At 63.5% G+C, this 18101-nt stretch carries 14 protein-coding genes; 9 read left to right on the top strand and 5 right to left on the bottom strand.

Annotated elements, in window-relative coordinates:
• Positions 1 to 15 precede the first annotated feature (15 nt).
• Genes ACTJKE_RS01475 through ACTJKE_RS01465 form a run of 3 tightly spaced genes read left to right on the top strand, consistent with a single transcriptional unit; the run spans position 16 to position 2038 of the window.
• Positions 16 to 939 carry an MBL fold metallo-hydrolase gene (locus ACTJKE_RS01475; RefSeq protein ID WP_112995347.1) on the top strand — a complete coding sequence of 308 codons (924 nt, stop codon included), beginning with the start codon at positions 16 to 18 and terminating at the stop codon, positions 937 to 939.
• Positions 940 to 941: 2 nt separating this feature from the next.
• Complete coding sequence (locus ACTJKE_RS01470; RefSeq protein WP_440691067.1) at positions 942 to 1394, top strand: thiol-disulfide oxidoreductase DCC family protein; 453 nt, start codon at positions 942 to 944, stop codon at positions 1392 to 1394.
• Positions 1391 to 2038: a DUF4166 domain-containing protein gene (locus ACTJKE_RS01465; RefSeq protein ID WP_112995345.1), complete on the top strand. Its 648-nt coding sequence runs from the start codon at positions 1391 to 1393 to the stop codon at positions 2036 to 2038. The genes ACTJKE_RS01470 and ACTJKE_RS01465 overlap by 4 nt, the downstream gene beginning before the upstream one ends.
• A gap of 24 nt (positions 2039 to 2062) precedes the next feature.
• Here the strand turns inward: ACTJKE_RS01465 and ACTJKE_RS01460 are convergent, their stop codons facing one another.
• Complete coding sequence (locus ACTJKE_RS01460) at positions 2063 to 2971, bottom strand: DUF1499 domain-containing protein (protein WP_058320358.1); 909 nt, start codon at positions 2969 to 2971, stop codon at positions 2063 to 2065.
• Positions 2972 to 3235: 264 nt separating this feature from the next.
• On the opposite strand from ACTJKE_RS01460, the gene ACTJKE_RS01455 reads away from it, so the two are divergent.
• Complete coding sequence (locus ACTJKE_RS01455) at positions 3236 to 3619, top strand: hypothetical protein (RefSeq protein WP_110878089.1); 384 nt, start codon at positions 3236 to 3238, stop codon at positions 3617 to 3619.
• Between the two features lie 265 nt (positions 3620 to 3884).
• On the top strand, positions 3885 to 4136 hold the full coding sequence (locus tag ACTJKE_RS01450) for a hypothetical protein (RefSeq protein WP_110878088.1): 252 nt from the start codon (positions 3885 to 3887) through the stop codon (positions 4134 to 4136).
• Between the two features lie 95 nt (positions 4137 to 4231).
• Here ACTJKE_RS01450 and prfH read toward each other — a convergent pair whose 3' ends face one another.
• The 3 genes from prfH to ppdK form a co-directional block, all read right to left on the bottom strand.
• Entirely contained in the window at positions 4232 to 4846 is a 615-nt protein-coding gene (gene prfH, locus ACTJKE_RS01445) for a peptide chain release factor H (protein WP_058320360.1), read from the bottom strand.
• A complete protein-coding gene (locus ACTJKE_RS01440) occupies positions 4839 to 6053 on the bottom strand; it encodes an RNA ligase RtcB family protein (protein WP_113132848.1) in 1215 nt (404 codons plus the stop codon). Before ACTJKE_RS01440 ends, prfH begins: the two co-directional genes overlap by 8 nt.
• Before the next feature lie 299 nt (positions 6054 to 6352).
• Entirely contained in the window at positions 6353 to 9019 is a 2667-nt protein-coding gene (gene ppdK / locus ACTJKE_RS01435; protein WP_057250621.1) for a pyruvate, phosphate dikinase, read from the bottom strand.
• A gap of 317 nt (positions 9020 to 9336) precedes the next feature.
• Here ppdK and ACTJKE_RS01430 point away from each other — a divergent pair, with 317 nt between their 5' ends.
• The 4 genes from ACTJKE_RS01430 (at position 9337) to ACTJKE_RS01415 (ending at position 14540) form a co-directional block, all read left to right on the top strand.
• Positions 9337 to 11157, top strand: coding sequence for a caspase family protein (locus tag ACTJKE_RS01430; RefSeq protein ID WP_440691064.1), 1821 nt, complete (start codon positions 9337 to 9339; stop codon positions 11155 to 11157).
• 143 nt (positions 11158 to 11300) lie between these two features.
• Positions 11301 to 13121 (top strand): caspase family protein, encoded by a 1821-nt coding sequence (locus ACTJKE_RS01425; RefSeq protein WP_058325503.1) that lies wholly within the window; start codon positions 11301 to 11303, stop codon positions 13119 to 13121.
• A gap of 88 nt (positions 13122 to 13209) precedes the next feature.
• Complete coding sequence (locus tag ACTJKE_RS01420; protein ID WP_440691062.1) at positions 13210 to 13893, top strand: caspase family protein; 684 nt, start codon at positions 13210 to 13212, stop codon at positions 13891 to 13893.
• Positions 13824 to 14540 carry a peptidoglycan-binding protein gene (locus ACTJKE_RS01415; protein WP_440691060.1) on the top strand — a complete coding sequence of 239 codons (717 nt, stop codon included), beginning with the start codon at positions 13824 to 13826 and terminating at the stop codon, positions 14538 to 14540. Before ACTJKE_RS01420 ends, ACTJKE_RS01415 begins: the two co-directional genes overlap by 70 nt.
• 4 nt (positions 14541 to 14544) lie before the next feature.
• Here ACTJKE_RS01415 and smc read toward each other — a convergent pair whose 3' ends face one another.
• Positions 14545 to 18006: a chromosome segregation protein SMC gene (gene smc, locus ACTJKE_RS01410; protein WP_112995340.1), complete on the bottom strand. Its 3462-nt coding sequence runs from the start codon at positions 18004 to 18006 to the stop codon at positions 14545 to 14547.
• Positions 18007 to 18101 lie beyond the last annotated feature (95 nt).

The following is an 18101-nucleotide window of genomic DNA, read 5'->3' as shown; positions in this document are numbered from 1 at the left end:
GCCAGGAAGAGACGCATGCAGGGCCCGGACTTCGATCTCGATTTCAAGCCGGCCCACGGCGAGGCCGTGACAGTTGCGGACGATGTGCAGCGCATCACCGTCAACAATCCCGGCCCCTTCACCTTCCACGGCACCAACAGCTATATCGTCGGAAAGCGTTCCGTTGCGGTGATCGACCCCGGCCCGGACGACGAGGCGCATTTTGAGGCGCTGATGGCGGCCCTTGCTGGCCGTGAAGTCACCCATATCGCCGTCAGCCATACGCATCGCGACCACTCGCCACTTGCGCGCCGGCTGAAGGCTGCGACCGGCGCGCTGATCGTGGGCGAAGGGCCACACCGCTCCGCCCGCCCCTTGCATACGGGCGAGACCAATCCTTTCGCCGAGAGTTCGGACATGGAGTTCGCCCCCGATCTCGTGCTTGCCGATGGCGGGCGGATCGAGGGCGATGGCTGGAGTCTGACGGGGCTGACGACGCCCGGCCATACGGCCAACCACATGGCCTTCGCACTCGACGGCACCGGTATCCTCTTTTCCGCGGACCACGTCATGGCTTGGGCGACGACGATCGTCGCGCCGCCGGATGGCGCCATGGCCGACTACATGGCCTCGCTCGAAAAGCTGCTTTACCGCGACGAGCATCTCTACCTGCCCGGCCATGGCGGGCCGGTGACCGAGCCCGCCTCCTTCCTTCGTGGCTTGCGCGCCCACCGCAAGATGCGCGAACGCGCCGTGCTCGAACGCATCCGAGCCGGCGACAGCCGTATCCCAGATATGGTCAAGGTCATCTATGCCTCGACCGATATCCGGCTGCATGGGGCGGCGGCACTTTCGGTCCTTGCCCATCTGGAAGACCTGATCGAGCAAGGGCGGGTCGAGACCGATGGGCCGCCCTCGCTCCTTGGCGCCTACCGGCTGGCGCCTGGCGGAGCCGGCTGATCATGCGGCGGGAGGCCTACAGCTATCGCAGCGATGCCGCGGTGCCTGCCTTTGCTGACGACAAACCCGTAATCGTCTTCGACGGCGAATGCATTTTCTGTTCCGGCTGGGTACGTTTCCTGCTTCGCCGTGACCGGCGAGCGCAATATCGCTATCTCACAGCGCAGTCGCCGCTTGGCCAGGCGCTCTATCGGCACTACGGCCTTGACGCCAGCAGCTTCGAAAGCAACCTCCTGATCGAGGACGGCGTCGCCCGCTTCAAATCCGACGGCTCGATGCGGACGCTTGAGCGGCTCGGCCTGCCATGGTCGCTGGTGAACGTCTGCCGTATCCTGCCCGCTGCCCTTCGCGACCCACTCTATGATCTCGTTGCGAAAAACCGCTATCGCATCGCCGGGCGCCGTCAGAGTTGCATGGTGCCGACGCCCGAGGAGCGTGGACGCTTCATCGCATGACGACGGAAATCATGGTCCAACAGCAGAGCCTCTACCGGCGGATCCTCGGACGCGACTGGGATCGCGTGCCTGCCTCTATCCGCGCCCTGCATGACAGGTCGGAAGGACACGCCACCTTTTGCGGACGTGCGGTCGTCGAGCGAGGCGGATCGATCTGGGCCCGTCTTGTCGCCTCTGTCTTCGGCTTTCCTAGCGCCGGTGCGGATGTGCCGGTCGATATCCGCTTCGCCTGCGGCAATGGTCGGGAGGTCTGGACCCGGCGCTTCGGTGAAAAGATCCTGCGCAGTTCACAGCAGAAGATAGAGAAGCGGAACGAACAACTGCTGGTGGAGGATTTCGGACCGGTCCGCATCCTGTGCGCCTTGGAGCCTGCAGAAAATCGCCTGCACCTCTCGGTTCGCGCCTGGTCCTTCCTCGGCCTCCCGCTTCCCTTGCGGCTCGCGCCGGGCGGTCGGACGTTCGAGGAAGATCGCGACGGCCTGTTTCACTTCCATGTGGAGGTCGAAAGCCCCTTGACCGGCTTGATCGTGCGCTATCGCGGCTGGCTTGCACCAGCCGATGAGTCGACGTCGTTGCGGGCGCCCGCCCTCGACCGAAAAGCTACCGCTGGATTCGATGGCCGCGGCGCCGCCGTGAACGACTGACGTCTCCTGGCGGTACTCTGCCGATCAATCGCCGGCAATGCCGAGCAGCTCGGCATCGAGCGCCCGCAGGAACTGATCAGCGAAGGCGGCGCCCATGCCGAGGTCATGCGGGCCATAGCGGGAGGCGACACGCAGGTCTACGAAGGTCGTTTCGGCCTCTTCGCGCAGCCGGATCAACACATCGAAACGGAAGCCGGCGATCAGCGTGCGCCATTCGCCCTGGAGCACGACGTCGCTGGCGCGGCGCCCCGCAATCGCCCCTTCGAGCGAGAGTTCCGGCCGCGCCGCCGGCACCGGTACGTTCTCCGGTTCGACGGTCGTCTCCGCCCCGGCATTCGGCCGTACGGTCAGATCCTCGAGATCGGCGCGGGCGTTTTCGACGCCAAGCTCCTCGGTGATGCCGACGCGGTTCTGTTCGATGACAGTGCGCACGCCCTGGTAAACGCGGTCGAGTGCGCCATCGTAGCGCCGGCCGGTGAGGCCCGGATAGGCAAGGATCTGCGCTTCCCGGTCCTCGGGCGTCACAGCGCCCTTGCGTTTCAGCCAGCTCTCTTCGGTCTGCGGTACCTTGAGCCATGGCGGCGGCGTCACCGTGTCGGTGCTGACATCGTAGATCGCCGGGCGGGTCAGATATTGCACGACGCCGAAGCCGATGAAACCGAGCGCCGGCGCGGCATAGACAAGAGCCGCAGCAGACGCGAGGCCGCCGATCGCGGCGACCTGCCAGAGGCGTGCAAGACCGACGACGGCAAGCAATACGCCGAGCAGCGCGAAAATGCCGGACAGGCCGACAAGAGCCAGGAAATGCGGTGTCGTCAGTGGCCCGAAGCGGTGCGCCAGCAGCGAGAGCACAAAGAGCACGAAGGAGACACGGGCGAAGCGACGCGCCCAATGGGCGGCATAGGAATAGGGACGCTCGTACCGGACCATCATGTAGTTGAATCAATCCCCTGCCGCGAAACAGATCGCATTCTTAGACCATGCCCCGTGCCGTGAAAACAGGCAATGCCCAGTCGGCCGCCGCGCCGCGGGCCACGCCTGAGGCTTCGCCGCAAAATCGCCATTCTCGTTAACCACCTATCAACACATGGGAATGTGCCCGCGCGCCCAAGAATCGGCCGGCGCGGAGTTTCAATCGGAGGCAACGGCCGCGCACGGCTTCATGCGAGAGTACGCGGCGATCGACGGAGAACCGACATGGGCGCATCGCAGGCAGCCGTGGCCATTGCCACCCCTACCCCTCTTCCCCCGCGTGACGGCGGAGTTCCGATGGGGCTCTTCGAGCTCGAACTCTCCCTCGACGGCTTTTCCGGAAACAAGGACGATTTCGCTGGTTTTGTCCGGACCGTTGCCGACAATGCCGGCGGCGAGTTTCTGTTTGCATTGCCTGCTTCGGAACTGGTCGAAGATTGCCTGAGTGTCGCCGTGCTCCGGCTTGGCGAACAGGACACCGAAACATCGATCCTGTTTGCCTGCCTTGATGAGCAGGGCACGACCATCCGCCTCGAGCACCCGGGCGATGGCACGCGAGACCTCGAGCGCTTTGCCGAGTCCTTCGTCGGCGTGCTCGAACGCATGTGATCGCCGCCTGCCGGCGGCGGTGCAAACTGGCTTCAATCGAAAAACCTACGCGCTGACGTGCCGGTTCTGGCGTGCTGATCACGTCGGGCCAAGCCTCAGAAAACCAACTTTCAGGACGACATCGTACGCCTTGCGTCTCCCCTGCGTGCGACCGCGCGCCTGCCGCAGAATTGGCGTGATCCGCTTCGATTTTTGGCGCAACTCCCTATATTAATTGCGATTCGAGAAATGAATACGAAGGCGGCACCCAGGAGACACGAACATCATGACGACCCGATTGACGATGCTAGTCGCAGCCGCCCTGCTGCTGACGGCGTGCCAGACGACGACACCTGAGGAACGGCGCATCGCCGACGGCAACACCTGCGCCTCATACGGTTTCCGCCGCGGCACCGACGCCTTTGCCACCTGCCTGCAACGCATCGAACTCGACCGGCGCGCTGAATCGCGCGCCTTCCGCTATCAGAACGACGTGATGATGTGGGGCTGGGACCGCCCCGTCGTCATCATGCGCTGACGGAGGCGTTCAACCGAAGCAACCGGTAATGTCGCGGCTCGACGATCAGCGTATCAAGGCGACCCGGGCGCACAAGCCCGGGTCGCCAAGGAAGGCTACAGGCGGAAGGTCTTGACCGCGTTACCCCGCTCCAGCTCCTTGCTGGCCATGAACAAGGCCGTCTTTTCTTGCTGCTCGTTCCCGGCGGCGATGAGATCCAGAATGGCTTGAAGCCTGCGGATTGCAGTTGCCTTGTTGCGATGCTGCGATCGCTCCTCTCGGCAAACGACCGTGTGGCCCGTGGGGACATGCGTCGCCCGCACGGCGCTATCGGTGGTGTTTTGATGCTGGCCACCGGGCCCGCCGGCCCGCAAGGTTTCGAAGCGCAAATCCCCAAGCTCGATCGTCGGTACGACGCCCGCGCCGGAAAGATCCACTTGCCGGACACCGACAAACCAGTTCTGTCGTTGATGCCCTTTTCTAACCGGGCTCTTGAAAACAAAGCGAATCGTCCCGCAATAGGCTCTTGCCAAATCTTCGGATCGAGCGCCTGCCATCGTGACGATTGCGGATTTTGGACCGAACGCATCCGGTTGCCCGCCAAGGGCCAGGTCAAAGCTGCAGCCGTTGACCTTCGCTTCCTTGCCCAAGATGTCGATCAGCGCGGCCATGGCAATGCGACATTCCACCGGACCGTTGCCGGAGGTCAGAAAGAGCGTTACTTCACCCATGGCGCATCCTCCTTATCGTCGTCCGCTCCCACTTCGTTTTCTCGCGCACCCGTTCCTGCGGCTGCACGTTCTTGTAGGTGACGAGCGGCTTCATCGCCGCGATCGGTCGAATAAGCCCGAACGCCTCGAGGTCTGCGACAACCTTAGCGGCATCCTTGTAGGCGCCGGCCGCCTCCTCGATCAGCAGGTTGCGATCCTCGCAGATTGCGAGACCACCCCAGGCATTGATGCGCAAGGCATCACGCTCGGAGCGATTGCCACCCACGCGGCCGTGCATGGCCTTACGGTCATATTTCCTCCCCGCACCGTGCGAGATGCCCCAATGCGATCGCTCCGCACCGGCCAGGGCGCGCACCAGAAAGCTTCGCGTTGCGCGCGATCCAGCGACCGGCGCGACGGCATCCTCACCGATTGCGGCCGCGCCCTTATAGTGCAGGAAGCCCGACGCCGTGGCCCGCACCAGGTTGTGCGGGATATCGGCAACCAGCGACAGATCGGCGCGCAACGTCCGCGCTGCCCGCTCCGCCACCATTCGCCGGTTAAGCGAAGCCCATCGAACGCACTCGCCGCTTCCGGCGAGCCATTCAACGGCGGCGGCCGAACCGGCAGCCAGACCGTCCCGCAAGTGTTCTGTGCCGAGCGTGCGACCGAAAAGATTGGCGCCCAGCGAACGCGAGCCCGAGTGGACCAGAAGATAGAGCTTCTGCCGGTCGGCCACACTTTCCGCCTCGTCCTCGAACACTTCGTCCACGGCCTGCAGCTCACAGAAGTGGTTGCCGCCGCCGATGGTGCCGAGGGATTGCGGGCCCATGTCAGGCGAAAGATCGTGCTCCGCCAGGCGGGTTGCCATGTCGCCGAGATCGATCTGCTCCAGCCTGCGCAGTTGCTCGGCCGCCTTTTCGACCTTGAATTTGCGCAGCGGCAAGGAGAGCTCGAAGAATGACATGCCGCAGCCGATATCGTTGCCGATCAGCTGCGGGTAGAGCCGCTGCGAAAGCGCGACCATGCCGACGGGGCCATACTTGCCCGGGTGCAGATCCGGGAAACCGGCGACCGAGATCATGCCGGGGAGACTGGCAATTCCCGCCAGTTGATGAACTGCCGCGCCTTCAATCCAGCTGCCGGCAGTAAAATAATGCGTGACGGTCGCTCTGCGCGCACCATCGTCGCCTTCGGGGACGATGTCCCCAAAAGAATGATTGCCCATGAAAAATAATCCAGAACAGGGTCAAACAGCCGGCACATTGGCCAGCAGGACGGGCCCTTTCAGCGCATCAACGCTGATTAGCCGCGAAGCCCCAAGGGGCGTGTGGAAACGCACTGCGTCATTTTCCGGTCCCGTTCTGAACAAACCTCTATGCACATGCATAGCTAGCGATCGCCCGCGCCGATACGGCGCGAACGAGGCGCTGATGCACTATCCGCTCGCCGCGTGCAACCAGGAATGCAGGGCTCCGATAAACCGGCGTCCGCGCGTTGCATCGTTGCAACACGCAGAGGGCGCCCCTACCCCTTGCCGTTGATCGCCGCCTGGGCGGCGGCAAGACGGGCAATCGGTACGCGGAACGGCGAGCAGGAGACGTAGTCGAGACCGGCGTCCTCGCAGAAGCGGATCGAGGCCGGGTCACCGCCATGTTCGCCGCAGATGCCGAGCTTCAGGCCGTTCTTGGTGCGTCGTCCACGTTCGGCGGCGATCTGGATCAGTTCGCCGACACCTTCGAAATCGAGCGAGACGAAGGGGTCCTGCTCGATGATGCCCTTCTGCTGGTAGGTCGCCAGGAACTGCGAGGCGTCGTCGCGCGAGATGCCGAAGGTCGTCTGCGTCAGGTCGTTGGTGCCGAAAGAGAAGAAGTCGGCCGCTTCGGCGATTACGCCGGCGCGGAGTGCTGCGCGCGGCAGTTCGATCATCGTGCCGACGAGATAGTCGATGCCGATGCCGGCTTCGCCGATCACCGCCTTGGCGACCGCGTCGATGCGCTCCTTGACGTAGTCGAGTTCGGCCCGGAGGCCGACGAGCGGCACCATGATTTCAGGAACGACGGCCGCGCCGGTTTCGCGGGCGGCCTCGACGGCAGCCTCGAAGATGGCGCGCGCCTGCATCTCGGCGATCTCAGGATAGGAGATTGCCAGACGGCACCCACGATGGCCGAGCATTGGGTTGAACTCGTGCAGCTCGTCGACACGCTGGCGCAGTGCCGACGGGTCAAGCGAAAGTGCGCCGGCGACATCGGCGATCTCCTCGTCGGTCTTCGGCAAGAACTCGTGCAGCGGCGGGTCGAGCAGGCGGATTGTCACCGGCAGGCCATGCATGATCGAGAACAATTCGGCGAAATCCGAGCGCTGCATCGGCAGGAGCTTGGCGAGTGCCAAGCGCCGGCCGGCCTCGTCGTCGGCGAGGATCATCTCGCGCATGACGTTGATGCGGTCATCCTCGAAGAACATGTGCTCGGTGCGGCAGAGGCCGATGCCCTCGGCGCCGAAGGAGCGCGCCGCGCGCGCATCCGCCGGGGTTTCGGCATTGGTTCTGACAGTCATGCGGCGGCTGGCATCCGCCCAGGCCATGATCTTGCCGAAGTCGCCGGAAAGCTCCGGCTGCAGCATGGCGATCGACCCTTTCAGCACCTGACCGGACGAGCCGTCGATGGTGATGACGTCGCCCTTGCGGAGCGTCACGCTTCCGGCCGTCAGCAATTCGTTGCGAAGATCGACGCGGATGCTGCCGGCGCCGGAAACGCAAGGCGTGCCCATGCCGCGGGCAACGACGGCCGCATGGCTGGTCATGCCACCGCGCGTCGTCAGGATGCCTTCGGCGGCGTGCATGCCGTGAATGTCTTCCGGGCTGGTTTCGACGCGCACGAGAATGACCTTGCGGCCTTCCTTGTCGGCCTGAACCGCCTCCTCGGAGGTGAAGACGATTTCGCCGGTCGCAGCACCTGGCGAGGCCGGCAGGCCGGAGCCGATGATGTCGCGCCGCGCATGCGGATCGATCGTCGGATGCAGCAACTGGTCGAGCGAGGCCGGATCGATGCGGGCGACGGCCTCCTGCTCGGAAATCAGGCCCTCCTCCGCCATATCGACGGCGATCTTCAGCGCTGCCTTGGCGGTGCGCTTGCCCGAGCGCGTCTGCAGCATCCAGAGCGTGCCGCGCTCGATGGTGAACTCCAGATCCTGCATGTCGCGGTAGTGACGCTCCAGCGTATCACAGATCGACCGAAACTCGGTGAAGGCTTCCGGCATCAGCTTTTCGAGCGACGGCTTGTCGGAACCGGAGGCGAGACGCGCGGCCTCGGTGATGTTTTGCGGCGTGCGAATGCCGGCAACAACGTCTTCGCCTTGCGCGTTGACGAGGAACTCGCCGTAGAGTTCGCTCTCGCCGGTCGACGGATTGCGGGTGAAGGCGACGCCGGTTGCCGACGCATTGCCGAGATTGCCGAAGACCATCGCCTGGACGTTGACCGCCGTGCCCCAGGCAGCCGGAATTCCGTGCAGATGACGATAGGTCACCGCGCGCGCGTTCATCCAGCTTGAGAAGACGGCGCCGATGGCGCCCCAAAGCTGTACTTCCGGATCCTGCGGAAACGGCTCGCCGAGCGCCTCTTCGATCGCCTCCTTGTAGCGGGAGATGACATGCTGCCACTCGACCGCGGAAAGCTCGGTGTCCTGTTCGTGGCCGAGACGCGCTTTCTCATCTTCGAGGATTTCCTCGAAGACGTCGTGATCGACGCCCATGACCACGTCGCCATACATCTGGATGAAGCGACGGTAGCTGTCCCAGGCAAAGCGCGCGTCGCCGGCGTCATGGCCGAGCGCGTGCACCGACTCGTCGTTGAGCCCAAGATTGAGAACTGTATCCATCATGCCCGGCATCGAGGCGCGGGCACCGGAGCGAACCGAAAGCAGCAAGGGATGGCTGGTGTCGCCGAAGACGCGGCCCGTCACCTCCTCCATCCGGCGGATACCCTCGCGCACCTGATCGTGCAGGCCGTCAGGCATTTGCCTGTCGTTGTCGAAGAAGTTGTTGCAGGCATCGGTGACGATGGTCAGGCCAGGCGGCACCGGCAAGCCGAGGTTGCACATCTCGGCAAGGTTTGCGCCCTTGCCACCCAACCGCTCGCGGTCACCTGCACGTCCTTCGGCCTTGCCCCCACCGAAGGTGTAAACCCATTTCGTCATGCCTGCTCTCCACCCAGATACAGTGTTTTATGACGATTTACAGTATATGCTTCAGGCTGAAAATGCATCCGGCGAAGATTTATGCTGCACCGCATCATTTTCTGTAACAATGCAACATATTGGCAGGCCGAGGGGCAGAACCCGCACAACATGGGCTTTGCCTCTTCTATCGGCACCACAAATGTCCGCCAGAGGCTTGAGTGTCGACATTGCCCGATCCATTATAAAAACCTAATATAAATGCACGCGATGGGGCGCATCCAAGAATATCCCGTCATGGCGATCCGTTTCAGTCCCGTGGGCTTGGAGGGTAGGTCATGCAATGGCGTGCGAAAGTGAGATCCTGGCTCCTCTCGGTCGCGATGGTCTTGCTCGTGGTCGGGCATGGCCTCGCCGAGGAGAGCGGCAAGCGGCTTGCGCTCGTCGTCGGCATGACGAACTACGTGGCGGCAGGAACGCTGCCCAATGCCTCGCGCGACGCCGAAGCATTCGGCACCTTCCTCGACGGGCAGGGATTTGAAACCGATCTTGTGCTCAACGCGGACCGCAGGGGCCTTGCGGCCGCGCTTTCAAGCTTTTCGCGCAAAATCGGCCCGGAGGATGTCGCCCTCTTCTATTACGCCGGCCATGGCATGCAGTTGCACGGCGAGAACTTCCTCATCGGGACGGATGCGAAGCTCGAGAGCGAGTTCGATGTTCCCGCCGAAACCATAGCCCTGTCCGAGATCATTACCGCGCTGGAGAAACGTGCCCGGATATCGATGATCTTCCTCGATGCCTGCCGCAACAACCCGCTCGCCAACCGGCTGAATACCGAAGTCGAAGGCGCCACCCGAGGCGGCGCGACCAGAGGGTTGGCGCCGATCGAGACCCGGGGTGCCGGCACGCTCGTCGCCTTTGCCGCCGCGCCCGGGCAAGTGGCCGCCGATGGAACCGACGGGCACTCGCCGTTTACGCGCGCTCTGATCGCCAATCTCCCCGGCGCCGGCCTGGAGGTCGGCACTGCCTTCAAACGCGTCGTTCGCGACGTGCGCAAGGAAACGCAGGGCAAGCAGCAGCCTCAGATCCTGTCGTCGCTTTCGCTCGAATTCTATTTCGGACCGGAAGCGGCCGCGCCGCAGATCCAGGCCGCCCTGCCGGCCGCACAGGCGCCGGCCACGGAACCCGTGGACACTGAGGCAGAAGCGGATTTCAAGAAGGCGTTGAGGATCGGCACGCCTCGGATCTGGCACTTCTTCATCGAAAAGCATCGCACCGGCGAATATGCGGAACTCGCTCGCCAGACGCTGGCACAGATCGAGCCCGCGGCGGTGCGCAACCAGTCTCATCTGCCACAATCCGTCGAAGCACGGCTGTTGCCGGACAAAGACAAGCGGCGAAACGTCCAGCTCGCACTTGCCGCCCAGGGATTTGCGGCGGGCACGGCCGATGGTGTTTTCGGTGGACAGACGCGCGAAGCGATCAAACTCTTCCAAAGCACCAACCGCCAGCCGGCGAGCGGTTTCATTACCGAGCGCACCGCAGCAGCCCTCGGCATAAAGGTCAACGACAGTGCGGAGGGCATCTACAGCGCGACCAAAGCCCGACGCTACGATGTTGCCAACCTCGAAGGTCTCGAAACCGATAAACGTGTTCTGGAGGCTTTAACCTGCCTGCGCCATTTCGATACCGTATACGGCGTGTTCGGCGGGCATCTCTATGTCGCCGTGCAAACGGGAACGATTCTGGCGGTTTACGCGCGCGGGATCGCCAGCGGTTGCGGTGCGCATCTTGCGGCGATTTCCTCTCAAGAAGAGAACACTTTCGTCGCCTCGCTTTTCAACGCCGACCAAAGGTTCTTCCAGACGGGCTACGATCCCACCGGAAACGTCAGCTACAAGATGGGCCCATGGATCGGCCTTACGCAAGATCCACAGGGCAAGGAGCCCAAGGGCGGCTGGCGCTGGGATAACGGCAAGCCGCTGACCTACACGAAATGGTTCCAGGACATGCCGAACGAGGGCAAGAAGGGCGACGATATCGGCATGTACTACGCGCACCGCAACGGCAGAGCCGACACGAAGTCCGTCTATGTCGACACCTGGGACGATATGGGGTCAACCGACGGTACGGGCGGTCTCATTCTCGAATTCGAGTGACCGCCTGGACCACCGCGCAGGTCGGCACGCCCGCATAACTGGATAAATCACAATTATCTAATATAATTCACGCGATGGGGACGCATCCATGAATATCCCGTCATGGCAATCCGTTTCAGTCTCGAGGGCTCGGAGGGTAGGTCATGAAATGGCGTGCGGATCTGAGATTTTGGCTCCTCTCGGCGCTGATGGTCCTATTTGCTGCAGGGAACGCTCTTGCCGAAGGAAGTGGCAAACGGCTGGCGCTGATCGTCGGCATGAGCAACTACGTCGTTGCCGGAACGCTGCCCAATGCCTCACGTGATGCCGAAGCGTTCGACGCCTTCCTCAAGGGCCAGGGATTTGAAACCGACCTCGTGCTCAACGCGGATCGCAAGGGTCTCGCCGGCGCGCTTTCAAACTTTTCGCGCAAGATCGGGCCTGAAGACACAGCCCTGTTCTACTACGCCGGGCACGGCATGCAGCTGCGCGGCGAAAACTTCCTCGTCGGGACCGATGCAAAGCTTGAGAGCGAATTCGACGTCCCGGCCGAAACCGTAGCGCTTTCCGAGATCATCAATGCACTGGAGAAACGTGCCAGGATATCGATGGTCTTCCTCGATGCCTGCCGCAACAACCCACTCGCCGAAAGACTCACGCGCGAAGTTGAGGGTGCCACCCGCGGCGGCGCAACCAGAGGATTGGCGCCGATCGAGACCCAGGGTGGCGGAACGCTCGTCGCCTTCGCCGCCGCCCCTGGCCAGGTCGCAGCCGACGGAACCGACGGACATTCGCCGTTCACCCGCGCGCTGATCGCCAATCTCTCCGGCGCTGGCCTTGAGGTCGGCACCGCTTTCAAGCGGGTCGTTCGCGACGTGCGCAAGGAAACGCAGGGCAAACAGCAGCCGCAAATCCTGTCCTCCCTGTCGCTGGAATTCTACTTCGGGCCGGAGATGATAGTGCCGCATACCAATGCCACCCTGCCTGCAATACAGGCACCGGCAGTCGACCCGGCTGCGCTTGGGGCGGAAGCGGATTTCAAGAAGGCCCTGAGGATCGGCACGCCACGGATCTGGCACTTCTTCGTCGAAAAGCACCGCACCGGCGAGTATGCGCAACTCGCGCGCCAGACACTGGCACAGATCGAACCCGCAGCAGTGCGCAACCAGTCGCATCTTCCGCTGTCGGTAGAAGCGCGGCTCTTGCCGGACAAGCAACAGCGCAAAAACGTCCAGCTAGCACTCGCAGCCAAGGGCTTTGCATCCGGCGTGGCCGACGGCGTTTTCGGCGGACAGACACGCGAAGCGATCAAACGCTTCCAAAGCACCAACCGTCAGCCGGCGAGCGGTTTCATCACCGAGCTCACTGCAGCAGCCCTTGGCATAAAGGTCAACGACAGGGCAGAGGGCATATACAGTTCAACGACGGCGCGAATCTATGACATCGACGACCTTACCGGGCTCGAAACGGACGAACGCGTCCTTGCCGCCATAAAATGCCTGGGTCACGAGCCCTCCGTCTATGGTGCTTTCGGGGGCCATCTCTATGTCGTGGCACGAACGGGGTCGACTCGCGCACCCTATGCCGAAACCGTCGCCAAGAACTGCGGCACATATCTTGCCTCGATCACATCGGACGCGGAAAATGCCTTTATCGCATCGCTGTTTAACGCCGACCCGGGCTTTTTCGATATGGGCTACTACGCTCCGGACAACATCAGCTACAAAATCGGGCCGTGGATTGGCCTGGTTCAGGACCCGCAAGGCAAGGAGCCAAAAGGCGGCTGGCACTGGGACAGCGGCGAGGCGATGACTTACACAAAATGGGTCCCAGGCGCGCCATACGAATTCAAGCCGGGCGCCGATTCCGCGATGTATTTTACCCAGCGTGACGGCCGGCAAGACATGAGGAGTACCTACCTCAACACGTGGCAAGACATGGGGCTCATCAACATGTCCCCGAGCCTCGTTCTTGAATTTGAGTAGTCACGCATATCGATTCCGGCGATGGGGTGCATTCAAGAATGTCCCGTCATGGCAATCCGTTCAGGCTCAGAGGCTCGGAGGGTAGGTCATGAAATGGCGTACAAAACTCACGTCCTGGGTCTTCTCGGCCCTGATCGTCCTGCTTGCAGTCGGGCACGCCCTCGCCGAGGAGGACGGCAAACGGTTGGCGCTGATCGTCGGCATGAGCAACTACGTCGTTGCAGGTATTCTGCCCAATGCTTCGCGCGACGCCGAAGCGTTCAAGACCTTCCTCGATGACCAGGGCTTTGAGGCCGACCTCGTGCTCAATACAAATCGCAGGGGTCTCGCCGAGGCGCTTGCGCGCTTTTCGCGCAAGATCGGCCCCAAAGACGTTGCACTGTTTTACTACGCCGGACATGGCATGCAGCTGCACGGCGATAATTTCCTTGTCGCAACCGATGCGAGGCTCGAAAGCGAATTCGACGTGCCAGCCGAAACCATGGCACTCTCCGAAATTGTCAACGCGTTGGAAAAGCGTGCGAAGATCTCGCTGATCTTCCTCGATGCCTGCCGCAACAATCCGCTCGCAGACCGGCTCAATCGCGAAGTGGAGGGCGCAAGCCGCGGTGGCGCCATCAGGGGGCTCGCACCGATTGACACGCAGGGTGCAGGCACGCTCGTGGCCTTTGCCGCGGAAAGCGTTCAAGCGCGCAAGAGGCATTGCGCAGCGAAGGGTTCGATACGGGCCAGACAGACGGTACCTTCGGTGGCCAGACGCGCCGGGCGGTAACCTCGTTTCAGACAGCCCGCGGTCTGACGCAATCCGGATTTCTCGACCAGGAGACCAGCGCCGCCCTGGGCCTGGGATTTGCTCGCGTCGACCACCAAATCCTCTCGGCTGCAATCGCACGCCGCTATGATGCCGCCGATCTCAAGGGGCTTGAGGATGCGGCGGTGGTGGCCATGGTTCGTTGCCTGTCGCCGCTGTCCTTGACCTACGGCGTGTTCGACGGGCGCCTCTACGCGGCCGCCTACGATGCACGGCAGATCGGCTGGCAGGAAGCCAAGGCGACTGCTGAACGCTGCGGCGGTCACCTTGCCACGATTGAATCCAGTGACGAAAATGCGTTCGTCGCCTCGCTGGTAAACACGGACGCCAGGTTCTTCAACAGCCTGTTCGAAGGCGGGGAACATCGCCGCGTCGGACCCTGGCTCGGGCTCGTCAACGAGAACGGCATCGGCGACGCATGGACCTGGGTGACGGGCGCCGTTGTCACCTACAGCAGGTGGTTCAGGCGACCGCCGGAGAAGGCAGGCGCTGCGACGCTATATGCGGCATATCGCGCAAACAAGGTCCCCCTGGCCGCCTACATCGATACCTGGGGAGCGCGCGATGCATTGCGGCCGGTGCCGGGGTTCATCACCGAATTCGAGTGAGTGGCTACACCACTTCCCTCAACCGCTCTGCCGTCTGCAGGTCGACGGAGACGAGTTGGGACACGCCCTGCTCGGCCATGGTCACGCCGAAGAGGCGGTTCATGCGGGCCATGGTGATCGGGTTGTGGGTGATGATGATGAAGCGGGTCTCGGTCGAGGCCGCCATCTCGTCCATCAGGTTGCAGTAGCGCTCGACATTGTGATCGTCGAGCGGTGCATCCACTTCGTCGAGCACGCAGATCGGCGCCGGATTGGTGAGGAATACCGCAAAGATCAGCGCCATCGCCGTCAGCGCCTGCTCACCGCCCGAAAGCAGCGTCATGGTCTGCGGCTTCTTGCCCGGCGGGCGAGCGAGGATTTCCAGGCCTGCCTCCAGCGGATCGTCGCTCTCGATCAGTTGCAGCTCGGCGGTGCCGCCGCCGAAGAGGTGGGTGAAGAGCCGCTGGAACTGCACGTTGACCACATCAAACGCGGCGATCAGGCGCTCGCGGCCCTCGCGGTTCAGGTTCTGGATGGCGCTCCTGAGCTTGCGGATCGCCTCGATGACGTCGTCGCGCTCCCTAAGGAGAAGAGCAAGCTTTTCGGAAAGCTCCTTCTGCTCCTCTTCTGCGCGCAGGTTGACGGCGCCAAGCCGTTCGCGTTCGATCTTCAGCCGTTCGAGTTCGCGCTCGATGTTGCGCATGTCCGGCAACGCCGCATCGACAGCGAGCCCGGTCAGGCGCATCACCTCGTGCGGCGCACAGGAGAGCGCTTCCTGGATGCGCGCTTCGATTTCGACACGGCGCTCACGGGCCGAAACCAGCCGCTCCTCTGCGCGGCCACGCTTCTCGCGCGATTCCGCCAGCTCGGAGAGCGCCGTCGCCGCCAGCCGATCCGCCTCGCGCTGGTGATTTTCGGCCTCGGCGAGAAGGTCAGCCGCCTCGCGCCGTGCCGCTTCTGCCTTCTGCAATTCGTTCATCAACGCACGGCGCTTGTCATCAAACTCGTCGGGCGCGTCGATCAGTTCTTCCACTTCGTCGCGAGCCTCGGCCTCGCGGTCACGTAGCGTGGCGATATGTTCCTCGGCGCTCGCGGCGCGCGCCTTCCAGGTCTGGCGCTCGTTGGCTATCGCGGTGATGCGTCGCTGGCGGGCCTCGTTCTCGCGCGCCAGGCCGTCATGGGCGGCACGGGCCTCGGCAACTGCGGCACGATCGGCAGCGACGTCGGCGGTCTGCGTGCGCAGTTTCAGTTCCAGCTCCGAAAGATCGGGAGCATCCGCCAGTGCGTCGTTGGCCGTCTCGATCTGCTCGGCCACTTCCTCGACCTGGACCTCGATCTGGCTGCGCGTTTCCGCCAACACCGCACGGCGGCGAGCAAGATCGCCGGAGGCGCGCTCGGCGGCAGCAAGGGCGTCACGGGCTTCAGCTAGCTGCCGCGTGATCATGCGCTGCGCATCGCGCGCAAGCCGCAGTCTTTCGTCTTCGGCGTGGATGCGTGTACCGGCGGCCGCAAGTTCGGCCTCGGCGCGGCGCAGCGCCTCTGCTGCGCCCTCGGCTTCGGCATCGAGTTCTGCCAGCCGGTTCTTCTGGGCCAGTCGCAGGGCGGCCGCACTCGGCGCCTCGGAGCCGGTCACGTGCCCGTCCCAGCGCCAGACGGAGCCCTGCTTGGTGACGAGGCTCTGGCCCGGCTTCAACAGCGGCAGCAGCCGTTCCGCGTCCGCTTCGCTTGCGACAATGCCGATCTGCTTCAGCGCGCGGGTCAGCGCATCCGGTGCTTTCACGTGCGCAATCAGCGACGTAACGCTCTCCGGCAGGCCGGCGTCGCCGGCATGATCTCCCGGGGCGCGCCAATGGGCAGGCGCGTCCGTTTCGAGCGGTGAATCGAGATCGTCGCCAAGGGCTGCGCCGAGTGCGATTTCGAAGCCTCGGTCGACCTTCATCTCCTCGACGACGGCGGGATAGGTGCCGCCCGATGCCGCTTCCAGCATCCGCCGGATCGTGCGCGCTTCGGTTTCAATGCCGTTGAGAGTAGCGCGTGAACGATCAACAGGCGGACGCGCCTCGACCTCGGCGCGGCGCGCCTCTGCCAGAGCCTCCTCGATCGCAAGCACATTGATTTCCGCTTCTTCGAGCGCGGCCTCGGCAACCTCGACCTGGCCCTGTTTCTCATGCGGATCGGGAAGTGCGGCCATCTGCCGGTTTAGCTCGTCGAGATCGCGCGACTGATCGGCGAGCTGACGCGCAAGCCGGGCCTGGCGCTCCGAGAGATCGCGCAGCGTGCGCTCGAGCTGGTTGCGACCGGCCTGTGCCTCGGCACGTTCGGCCGTCAGCCGCGCCAACAGCGCTTCGTTGCCGGCAAGCTTTTCGTTCGCCTCTTCCAGCCGCTCGCGTGCTTCCGTCGCACGGTCATCGGCCTCGGCCAGCATGTCGCTGAGTTCGGCTTCTTCTTCGTCGAGCCGCGCCAGGATGCCGGCATTGTCGACGACAAGCCTCTCTTCGCGGGCGATGTCTTCGGCAAGCTGCGCCAGACGGCGCTGCAACTCGTCGCGCCGCCTGAGGATACGGCCGGCATCCTCTTCAAGCTGCGAGCGGGCGATCTGCAGGCGTTGCAAGGCGGCGGCGAACCGCGCCTCGTTCTCGCGCAACTCCGGCAGCTTCAGGCTGGCAATCGCCTGATCCTTCGCCGCCTGCATCTGCGCTTGCGCCTTTTCCGCGACCAGCGCCGTGATCTGATTGAGCTGGCTCGTCGCCTCGGCCTCCGCCTCCTTGGCGTGCACCCAGCGGATATGGAACAGGATCGCCTCGTGCTTGCGGATATCGGCCGAAAGCATCTTGAAGCGATTGGCCTGACGCGACTGGCGCTTGAGGCTCTCGATCTGGCTTTCGAGCTGCGAGGTTACGTCGTCGAGGCGTTCAAGGTTGGTTTCCGCTGCCCGGAGGCGCAGTTCCGCCTCATGGCGGCGCGAGTGCAGTCCGGAAATGCCGGCTGCTTCTTCGAGGAGTTGCCGACGCGCCTGCGGTTTGGCGGCGATCAGCTCGCCGATACGCCCCTGCCCGACCATCGACGGCGAGCGCGCGCCCGTGGAGGCGTCGGCAAAGAGGAGCTGCACATCCTTGGCGCGCGCCTCCTTGCCGTTGATGCGGTAGACGGAGCCCTGTTCGCGCTCGATGCGGCGCGTCACCTGGATCTCGTCACTGTCGTTGAAGGCGGCCGGTGCCGTGCGATCGCCGTTGTCGAGATAGAGGCCGACTTCCGCCGTGTTGCGCGCCGGACGGTTGCCGGATCCGGAAAAGATCACGTCGTCCATGCCGGAGGCGCGCATGTTCTTGTAGGAGTTTTCCCCCATCACCCAGCGCAGCGCTTCGACGAGGTTCGACTTGCCGCAACCATTCGGTCCTACGACGCCGGTCAGGCCCCGCTCGATGATGAACTCGGTCGGTTCGACGAAGGATTTGAAGCCAAGCAGGCGGAGCTTGTTGAACTTCATGCGGGCGACGCTGGGGCGACGAGATACCCCCCTCTACAGCGCCGCGAAACGAAAAAAACGGGCGCACGGCTGCTGCCGTCGCCCGTTTTCAGGAA

This window comes from Ensifer sp. 22521 (genome assembly GCF_052044795.1).
In the GTDB taxonomy this organism is placed as follows: domain Bacteria; phylum Pseudomonadota; class Alphaproteobacteria; order Rhizobiales; family Rhizobiaceae; genus Ensifer.
Note: the sequence above shows the minus strand (reverse complement) of the source record. Positions and strands in the feature narration are given on the sequence as shown.